This is a genomic window from Deltaproteobacteria bacterium (assembly GCA_019309045.1).
Classification (GTDB): Bacteria; Desulfobacterota; Syntrophobacteria; order BM002; family BM002; genus JAFDGZ01.
Map to the genome: position 1 here is coordinate 1 of JAFDGZ010000127.1, position 9,020 is coordinate 9,020.

The 9,020-nt window shown below is 52.1% G+C and carries 8 protein-coding genes; all 8 read right to left on the reverse strand.

Annotated elements, in window-relative coordinates:
* On the reverse strand, nt 1–3,987 hold a 3,987-nt coding region (locus JRI89_16210; protein ID MBW2072778.1), incomplete at its 3' end, for a hypothetical protein.
* 46 nt (nt 3,988–4,033) lie between these two features.
* On the reverse strand, nt 4,034–4,357 hold the full coding sequence (locus JRI89_16215) for a hypothetical protein (GenBank protein MBW2072779.1): 324 nt from the start codon (nt 4,355–4,357) through the stop codon (nt 4,034–4,036).
* Nucleotides 4,358–4,436: 79 nt separating this feature from the next.
* Nucleotides 4,437–5,000: a hypothetical protein gene (locus JRI89_16220; GenBank protein MBW2072780.1), complete on the reverse strand. Its 564-nt coding sequence runs from the start codon at nt 4,998–5,000 to the stop codon at nt 4,437–4,439.
* Nucleotides 5,001–5,040: 40 nt separating this feature from the next.
* Complete coding sequence (locus JRI89_16225) at nt 5,041–5,511, reverse strand: prepilin-type N-terminal cleavage/methylation domain-containing protein (GenBank protein ID MBW2072781.1); 471 nt, start codon at nt 5,509–5,511, stop codon at nt 5,041–5,043.
* A gap of 34 nt (nt 5,512–5,545) precedes the next feature.
* The gene (locus tag JRI89_16230) at nt 5,546–6,412 is read right to left on the reverse strand and encodes a PilW family protein (GenBank protein ID MBW2072782.1); all 867 of its coding nucleotides are present in this window, start codon (nt 6,410–6,412) and stop codon (nt 5,546–5,548) included.
* Between the two features lie 33 nt (nt 6,413–6,445).
* A complete protein-coding gene (locus JRI89_16235; protein MBW2072783.1) occupies nt 6,446–7,015 on the reverse strand; it encodes a GspH/FimT family pseudopilin in 570 nt (189 codons plus the stop codon).
* Nucleotides 7,016–7,392: 377 nt separating this feature from the next.
* The gene (locus JRI89_16240) at nt 7,393–8,145 is read right to left on the reverse strand and encodes a carboxypeptidase-like regulatory domain-containing protein (protein ID MBW2072784.1); all 753 of its coding nucleotides are present in this window, start codon (nt 8,143–8,145) and stop codon (nt 7,393–7,395) included.
* A gap of 688 nt (nt 8,146–8,833) precedes the next feature.
* The coding region (locus tag JRI89_16245) for a hypothetical protein (protein MBW2072785.1) at nt 8,834–9,020 on the reverse strand (187 nt) is incomplete at its 5' end.

The window sequence follows — 9,020 nt, forward strand, 5'->3', positions numbered from 1 at the left end:
CACTGTACCATTGCTATTTTCGTCAAAATCGGCCAGGGCTAGATTGTCCACTTTATTGCCGCCTTCGAAGACTTCGGCACCGGTCACGTCGGCAAGGTTTGAGGTGAGAACCGTAGCCCAGGTGAGCTCCTTGTCAGTATCATTGTTCCAGGGTTCCTTGATGGCATAGTAGGATTGCTGGGAAGTGTCATCCACGTCATCCCGATTCATGAAGCGTCCGGTACCAAAATAGACCCAGACGTGGCCTTCGCCATCTCGCGCTATGGCAGGCGCTGCGCTCACTGGTTGGTCCACATCGATGAGGGTGCTGTTCCCCGTCCAGTTACCCGGGTCAGTGTCGTCAGCCAATACGATCCTGCGCAGCTTGCCGACCCAACTGGATCCGGATTCAGCAACCGTTCCATAGTAGATAACATCCGTCTTGTAGTCGAGATCCAGGTCTACCGATACCAGGTCGGAGATATAGGAATTATTGTCAGGAAGAACCTGAAAGGGAGTTCCGCCCACCGCATGAACTGCACCTGATTGATCCTTGAGCACACGATTCTGGGCCAACTCTCCAAGGTCTATCATGTAGATCTTGCCATGCTGACCGCTGCTTACATATTCGAGTGCAGTACTATCAGGACCTGAGGCTCCGATAGGTCCTGAGCCGAGAACCAGGTACCATTTATTGGGAGTGGCTGGATCTGTGGTGCTTTTCATGACCGCCACAGTTGGATAGCTGGTCGTGAAGCCGAGACCATCGAAAGTAATTTCAGCCAGTACCTCGGGGGGTGACTCCGGATCAGTGATATCGAGAACGAAATAGGCTGATTTCATTGTTACGTCCGTAGTCGCGTCAAAGGTACCGTCGTGGTCTTTGTCCGTGCCGATCATGCCGCCGCCCAGTCTCATGCCGCTTACAAGAATGGTTCCCCAGCCGTATGGGTGCTTGTCATTTGCAGGATCCGAGGTGTTGTAATTGAAGATCTTGGCATCGAAGACGCGCGGCTTGAGATCCACGTAGTAAATATGGGCATAGTTGGGGTCAGTCAACCAGTAGAGATGCGGTAGCAGGTTCAGGGGCACATAGGCCCACATTTCAGTGCCCAGGGGAAATTCAGTCTCACAGTTGGGAGCGGTGCAGCCAGGACTCTTCAAGTCGAAGCGCTTGTTGAAGGCATCATAGAAGCCCCCGTTAAAGGCATGCAGCATGCCGTCATTGCCGCCCACATAAACTACGCTGCGCCTTCTCCTGTATTTGGAATAAAAGACCCGATAGGTGTCATCCCTGTAGAGCAAATCATAATTTTCTGCTGGACGCCCCACCACTGTTGGAGTGGAATGAACAATGTCACCCAGCCGGTTTCTCATGGTGGGGATATTGGATGAAGTTCCAACTGCTTCAGATCCCTGGTCCTCCCCTCTGATGAAATTGATCACTCTTTCTGACTGCTTGCTGAGAAAGGCTGCATAGTCCGCGGTTATAATGCCGGGTGGAGGGGATAGAGAGCTAAATTCAAAGGGCGTAAACAAGTGGAGATAAGGGCCTATTGTTGCTTTGTTGGCAACAGTGAATGGGATCTGCTCACTGCCGTCTGCTTCTGCCACCATATCACCGTCGCTGTCTACAAAGGTGAATAGATACCTCCTGTGTTCCAGGGCATCATATGCAGATCTCTGAGTGGTGGTCACAAGCGCCGGATCATTCAGCCAAGTATTTGAAGACCAGAGATAATGTATGCTATTCAATGTTACAGGTGTGCCACGCTCGCTGTCGTCGAGGACACCGTTGCCGTTAGAATCAGTGAATTCTCCTGGCTCCAGTTTGCCATTGCCGTTGCTGTCTGTGAACATGTAGACATCCGTTCCATCGAAGATGACAATCTTGTCAGTGGTAGGATCCAGGGTTCTGTTGCTGTTGGTATCTTCCCTCATGTTGCCATAGCTGTCCACAAAGAGAGCGTGAACCTCTCCCACCCAGGCGACCTCTTTGGTCTCGGCGTTGTTGCAATTTGAGTCGTTGTAGTAAGGGTAGAAGATTGACTGGTATACAGCACCTTCGCCAGCCCGGGTGTTGGAGATTACTGAGGCCGCGGTTCCTGAACTTGCCCTCTTGAGAATATCAGTGAATGCCTTGCTGAGGCCGTCCACCAGTTTCTTGGGTTCAGTAGCCAGCACATAATTGTCAGGCTCACCGTCGCCGTTGGCATCCCACTCTGATGCTAAATTAGGTTCATAAGCATTGCCGTCGCTGTTGGTATCGTTGAAATCCTGCTCCACAAAGCCGCCATATTTTCCCGTCAGCCAGAGCATGTTCATTTGACCGGTGAGTGGAGTGGCATTGTACTCCTGGGTGTCGATCATAAAAGTTGTTACCGTCTGCCTGTTCTGCAGGAGTGGCCGGATATCCTGGGTATTGGCATAATACGCCAGGCCTGCCACGTAGTATGAATTCTCCTTCGGGGGATATGGGCAGGTGCCCATGATTTCCCCGAGTCCGGGTATGATCTTGTCAGTGGAACTCATATCACAGTCCGCTGCGGTGCAGCCCACGCACTGACTGGTGCCGGTCAGCCCTTCCAGGTCGCCCACGGTGTTGGTAAGGTTTGTGACATTTATATCGGGGTCAGCGTTGGACGGTTCACCCCAGTCATAGCCCGAACCGCTATCATTCAGGTTTCTGCCATTGAAGGTAGAGTTGGTAAAAAAGGTGCCGGGCAGCTGCTTGTCATTCCAGGGGTTGGCATCGTTTATGCCCACTATATAGTTTTTCTGACACCAGTATTGAATGGGATCTTCCCACACGGTGACTACAGGGAAGCCATCCTTGGCTCCTGCAGGCATTGGCTGAATACCGGCAGCGCTTAGGTCGCCGTCGATATACTCTGGAGTAGGCCCTCGATTTTTATAATAATTCAGACACTCGTAGAAAAGCTCCCCCACAGGATCGTAGGATTTGTAGCCATTGGCGCCGAACTTGTTGAGGTAGTTGATAACGCCGCTCTGACCCTCCGGTGCACCTTCTGGGTTGGCAATGAATATGCCATCAGTACCATACTCCTTTTTGGTGTTGGCTGTACCGTCAGGTAGAGTAGGGCCCACATATTTCATATTTGCCCTGAGTACGCCACCATCTCTGGCGTGCGTATTATCTAGAGCATAGCCCATCAGGGCAAAGCGCATCTTGCTGGCATTTCTCTGGATCAATCCTTCCGGTTTGTAGTAGCCGCCATAATCTACACAGTTCTCTTCAAGGCCCTGGGACGGATCGCACACCTTTACCCTGACATTTAGATTCTGGGCCAGATTGTGGGAATCCATGTGGCTGGCACCGTTACGTTCAGTGCCCACATCAAACTGGTAGCCGTGATTGTAAATGAAAATCTCACTGCTGGAAAAGGGAGTGACTGTGCTCGGATCAACATTATCAGAAGAACTCAGGTACTTTATGGGATACCAGCTGTGGCCATAACTGAGCCCCATGTTTGCTCTTTGCAGGACGGTTTCACTGGTATTGTCAACCACTCGATTTCCTCCGGTGAGGGCCCAGCGAAATTCATCGATAGCAGTCATGGTAGCCCAGTTGAGAAAATTCCCTGACCATTTGCTGCTGCACTCGTGGTGGGTGTTGATCACCAGGCCATCGGGTACGAAGCGTCCTGCGGAATAGGTGTAGCATTTGTTGGGATCAAATATGCCAACATACTCTTTATCCCTGAAGTAGCATATGCCAACGCTGCCGCCGTCCCGGTCCACCCTGCCGCCGCAATCAAGGGCGTCTGTGGTATCACCGTCGCCGTTGGCGTCATTAGGTTGATCATTATAGGCAGCGCCCTGCATGGGAGTCTCAATAGAGAGGTTGAGAAGGACGTTGGCATCCGCCCCTCGCAAAACGAAAGGCGGCGTAGCGCTATAGTCAGACATGGAAGCAAAGCATGGTACAGTGAGTGCAGACATGGCCGCCAGAGCGAGGAGTGCTATAAAGAGGCCACTTTTTTTCATGGTGAGTTCCTTCCTGTTACGCTTCTGTAACTAAAAGTAGTAGTTGCTACTGAAGCAGCTTCAATACTTCAACTTTGCGGACAGCGCCATTCTCGAGGGTAACTCGCGCCCTGTCCACATAGCCCACATCCGCCAGAGTTTTACAGTCAATCTGGTAGATTTCTGTGCCTTGCACCACCCAACACTCTGTGACAAAGCCATAGAGCGAAGCCTTTTCGCCGTCTACCAGTTCATAATGCTGACCACTCATGCTGATGTTCGTGGAGTCGAAAAGCTCAATTATGCCTTCCAGCGCTGCACCGTCTGCTGAGGACAACAGGAGCAGAGAGAAAGCTAACCAGAATAGCCAGACTGAAATGATCTTTCTCATTATTGTTCTCCTCTCGAGTAGAGGTTGGGCGTAAGGGCGCTGCGGGAGCGATTCCTGCCCTTTGAACACATATCGGTACTCACATAACGTGACGCCACTGGAGGTTTATTCTAGCTTCGCTGTTGCGGAGGCCCCTGTACTGTGATCTGATGTTGTAGATCAACCAGGCGCCGCCGCTGCCTGCTCCTTTGCCTTTGCCCTCGTAGCCGGCTGCCAGTTGCACGGCGCTGCCAGTGGAGAGCTGGGGGTTGCCTCTGAACTTGAGGTTGGTGTGTGGGGTTGTTGTGCTGGCAGTTCTGGGCAGGAAGGCATCGCGGTTGCCGTCACTGGGAATAGGATCTGGAGTATCTGTGGGTTGATTCAGGTAGAAGTCACCGTTGGTGACCCGGATGTTGCCATGGTCAGAGTCATCGAGCCAGTCTCTTTCTTCAATACTCTGCTCGAGGAGTTCACTGCCCACTTCAGTAGCAGCGTCAGCATTGTAGAAGGCTGTTTTGTACATTTTGTCATTGCTGGACAGCTGGATTTCAATGGTGGAGGTGTTGGTTGCCGCGATGCCGAGCAGGGTGAGCACCACCAGCATGAGCAGGGCCACCACCAGGGCGTTGCCTCGCTGGTTATCTAGTATTTGCAAACCGTTCATTGTCGACTCCCTTCAGGTGCTGTGACTGGTGGCATTTGGCTCAGATAACGTCAGCTTTGGAGAAATCGAGCCAGGCCCTGTTCCATTTTCCCCGTTCCCTCCAGGTAACGATCACCCTGATGGTCTTGGTGTTCTGCAGAGGCCAGTCCTGGGCCACGTTCCAGTAGACATTGTATTGCTGGCCGAAGCCGCCAATCTGGATGGGATTGTTGGGGTCCTGGTGATCAGCCATGGGATTGGCAGCATCAGTGGGATTGTCCGCCAGGCCACTCTGACCGTTGTTGCTGCCTGCACCGTCGCTGAGGTCCGCGTGGGCATAAGGAAGCGACATGAGAGCTTCAATGCGCTCTTGGGCCAGAGTAACGGCTTCAGTAAGGCCAAAGGCGTGCACGTTGGTCTTGGTGGCTGAAACCTGCATGGTGGCTACTGCCATGAGTCCGAAGGCGAGGATGGCAATAGCGATGATGATCTCTAGCAGGGTAAAACCGCTGTCCTGTTGCAAGTTTTTCATAGCCCTTCCTTTTTGCTGGCGGGATGCTTGCTTTCTACAGTCCCATATTGCGACACTTTACTGTGGTGGACAGTAGACGCCGTCTGTTGTTGTCTGCAGGTGTGGTTATCTGGTCTCCTACCACATAGGTGTTTGCGTCAGTGAAGTCCCGCGAGATCCTGCTGGTCCTGGCGAGCAGCCAGATTCTCACCGCCCGTATCCTGCTAGTGGGAACAAGGGTTGTCAGAGCCGTGCCGTCCACAGTGCCGTTGCCATCCGTGTCGTCTGCCGCACTGATAACACCATCGCCGTTGCTGTCCAGGTCCAGGTCCAGAAAGCCGTCCGCGTCAGAGTCGATGGCCCAGATCACGTTGCCGCCGGAGGCGTCGAGTTCGCCATCCAGGTCGTTGTCAAAGGCGTAGGCAAAACCGAGGCCGTCTATATATTCGGCCAGAGTTTGGCTGCTGCCGCTGAAAGCATCCTGCCGCTGGAGTACAGGCACCCCGGATACCACAGCCGTGGTGTAAGTGATATTCTCGTTGCGATCTGCCACATCACCGTCACTGGCGATTGCTTCGTCTCCTTCATCCGTGCTGCCGTCGCTGTCGGTGTCGATGCCGTCATTGATGTCCTGGGTGAAAGTGATGCTGGTATCCGCGGCACTCACCACTGTTGCCGAGGCATTTCCTGTGGGATCGAAGCCTGCCATCCTGATCTCGTGGGCCATCACATAGAGCGCTGCCCGCAGGTTTTCCTGCATCTCGGCAACCTGCTCCTGGGCAATGTAGGAATCCTGCTGGGCCTTGTAGGTCGAATACACCGCTCCCATGACAGTAAGGGCAACTGCCAGGGCCACGATGAGCTCCACCAGGGTAAAACCTGCTGGTGTACTCTTGGAGCCTTTGTAAAGAAATTGACCCATAACAATGTCCTTCCATGCAGTGCTGACAGCCGGTTACACCGGACCGTTCAACCTGACGCTGCCAGCTGCGGCCACCGCCACATTGTAGGTTTTCTCTCCATTGGTAAGAGTGACTGTGCTGCCACCACCCACCACGGGAAAGCCGCGGTTGCTGTACTGGACGATGGGGGCGGTGGTAGCACTCAGAGTGACGCCCTGGGGCATGGTGAGCTGGCGGAGAATCTCGCCGGGCTCCGGAGACTGGTTGCCGGCAGTACCGCCGCCTGAACCGTCGTCGATGAAAATGATGCAGTTGCCGCTACCTGGACCTCCAGTATTGACTTGAATCAATATGGAAGTGTTGCGCCTGGCTGCTTCCATCCTGGCAAACTGCATCTGACAGACCACATCCCGGGCGGTTTTCCTCAAAGTGGCATTGTTCCGCCAGTCGGCAAAGTTGAGTGCGGCGTAGAGCAGCATGATGCCAATGATGGCCACAATCACCACCAGCTCCACTACAGTGAAGCCTGCACCCTGCCAAAGGCTCTGCCCACCATGAGTCCCCGCACTCCCTGGCACTGGTCTTTCTGCGATCAGCCGTCCAGCTCCTCGGGTAATTGTCATTTCAACACCCTCTCTGCAGAGTTGATGAAAAATCTCAGTACACGGTGCATAGACCTTTCAGCAAAGGATATGCCAGAGAGGAAAACAAAGGAGGACTAGTTTGCAGATACAGGCTGATTAATGATTAAAATTAAATATACTAAGATGTTACGAGAAGAACAACGTGATTCCACTGTCCTAATTTAAGGGGTATCCTATAAAAAGTTTTAAGAGTCTAAAAAGTTTTTATAGCAACAAGAGCGCTCTGGTCATATGATTAAATCGTTGTAAGCCTTGAGCTCAAGCGGCCTAAGCCTCTAGCTTGCCATCAGGATTTGTTCGTTTAGGGGTGCAGGTGCGCGCAGATGTGACACCTGCACCCTCTGATGGCCATCCGTTTAGGGGAAACCAATGTTTGTCAGACAATCAGAAGTAAGCGAATCCAGGGTGGCATCGATAGAGAGATAATCGTACATCGCATCTGGCACGACGATATCGAATTGTATTTCTCCACTTGCAGGAACAATTTTAGACTGCTCAAAGTCAGCGCCGTTGAGGCTGCAGTCGCCAGAAGCATAGAGTTGCACAACTGCTCCCGGATCTGCCGCAACCACGATGGTATAACCAATGAGAGGTGCTCCTGACACTGGATCCCAATCTGTGTAGCCATTGGCTTTGAAAGAAACTAGCGTCGGATCAGGCGGTACAGGGGGATTATCGTCTGTGCTTTTGACATTGACCTCCGGGCATTTCACTTGAATTTCACCCACATCAGTTACGCAGCGGGCCTTGACATTTACCTCAACCGGGGCATTGGCTACGCCTGCTACCGCAACCACCAGTCTGTGACTACCTCTCGGAACATTATAGAGGGTGAACTCCCCTAGCTCATTTGTCTTGGCAGTGAATGATTCGCCGGCCAAATAAACTAGGGCGCCGGACACAGGAGACGGATCTTCTTCGCAAACCACTGTGCCGCTAATGTCGCCGCTGCGAACCAGGCGCGCCCAGGGATGCACTCTCTCCATGTCCTGGGCACTCCTCTGGTAGTGCCTTCCCCAGCCTGTATGCCACCAACCAGCAGAAACGCTGGAGGCAAAAAAGAGCAGCAACACTGCACAGGCAAGCACGCCAAGCATATATTTTTTCATTGTCATCCTCCTTCCTCCTTCACCGAGGAGCCTTTTTTCGTATCTTTTGATGTACGAGAGGTGAGCAATTAGGGTGCCATAAGTGAAATTATGATAAAGGCCTGGCTGAAATAATGTTCAATAATAATGAGTTGGAGGCATAAAAAAGAGTAGACACCATGTTTATTGGCAGGGGATAGAAGGTTGATTTTCACAGCAAAATGCTGTTTTAGGGTGCATATTTTGTCACTTTTTTGACAATACGGGGCATAACAACAGAATACGACCTTAAGAGCGTGATACTTAAACTGGTTTTTATTAGAAGTAGATAGCCTACTGATATGTGTGATGTATACATTTATATATTTTCCTTTGTGTTCATCTATCAAAGATGTCCCAGAGCTGGCTCTTGTTTCAAAGAACACGGAAAACTATTCGAAGTTCCTGTTCGCCATAATCCTGCTTGGCAGAGGCAGCAGGTTGCCGACGCACCTCGACTATGTCCAGAAGTTTTGCGGAATCGCTTGAGGTTCGTTTTGAATCAGGATTGGCACGTGAAGCGGATAATGGCAGTTCACCAGAATAAAAGAGGGAAAACAAGCAATTCCAATATAGTGTCTGTTCTCGGCAAGCTGACAGGTAAGCCACAACAGCTGTCTGGGAGGATAGGCCTCCGACCGCCTTGCAGGGCGGTCGGAGGCAGTGCTGGCTATTCCTCTTGCCAGGAGACTTTGCCGGACTTGGTAGCCCCGGGGTTGGCCTGCTGGATTACGGCGATGGCACCCGTGCTTATCTGGACGAAGGCCTTGGAACCCTTTTCCCTTCCAGAATGGATATTGGGGGTTATGGTAAGTCCCTTACCCATGTCGATGCTTTTGAGCACTTCCGGGTTGCCG

What these genes read in the sequence shown, in the direction of transcription:
- JRI89_16220 (MBW2072780.1), bottom strand. Translation starts at nt 5,000, where the DNA reads ATGAACGGTTTGCAAATACTAGATAACCAGCGAGGCAACGCCCTGGTG.
- JRI89_16240 (MBW2072784.1), bottom strand. Translation starts at nt 8,145, where the DNA reads ATGAAAAAATATATGCTTGGCGTGCTTGCCTGTGCAGTGTTGCTGCTC.
- JRI89_16230 (MBW2072782.1), bottom strand. Translation starts at nt 6,412, where the DNA reads ATGGGTCAATTTCTTTACAAAGGCTCCAAGAGTACACCAGCAGGTTTT.
- JRI89_16235 (MBW2072783.1), bottom strand. Translation starts at nt 7,015, where the DNA reads ATGACAATTACCCGAGGAGCTGGACGGCTGATCGCAGAAAGACCAGTG.
- JRI89_16225 (MBW2072781.1), bottom strand. Translation starts at nt 5,511, where the DNA reads ATGAAAAACTTGCAACAGGACAGCGGTTTTACCCTGCTAGAGATCATC.
- JRI89_16215 (MBW2072779.1), bottom strand. Translation starts at nt 4,357, where the DNA reads ATGAGAAAGATCATTTCAGTCTGGCTATTCTGGTTAGCTTTCTCTCTG.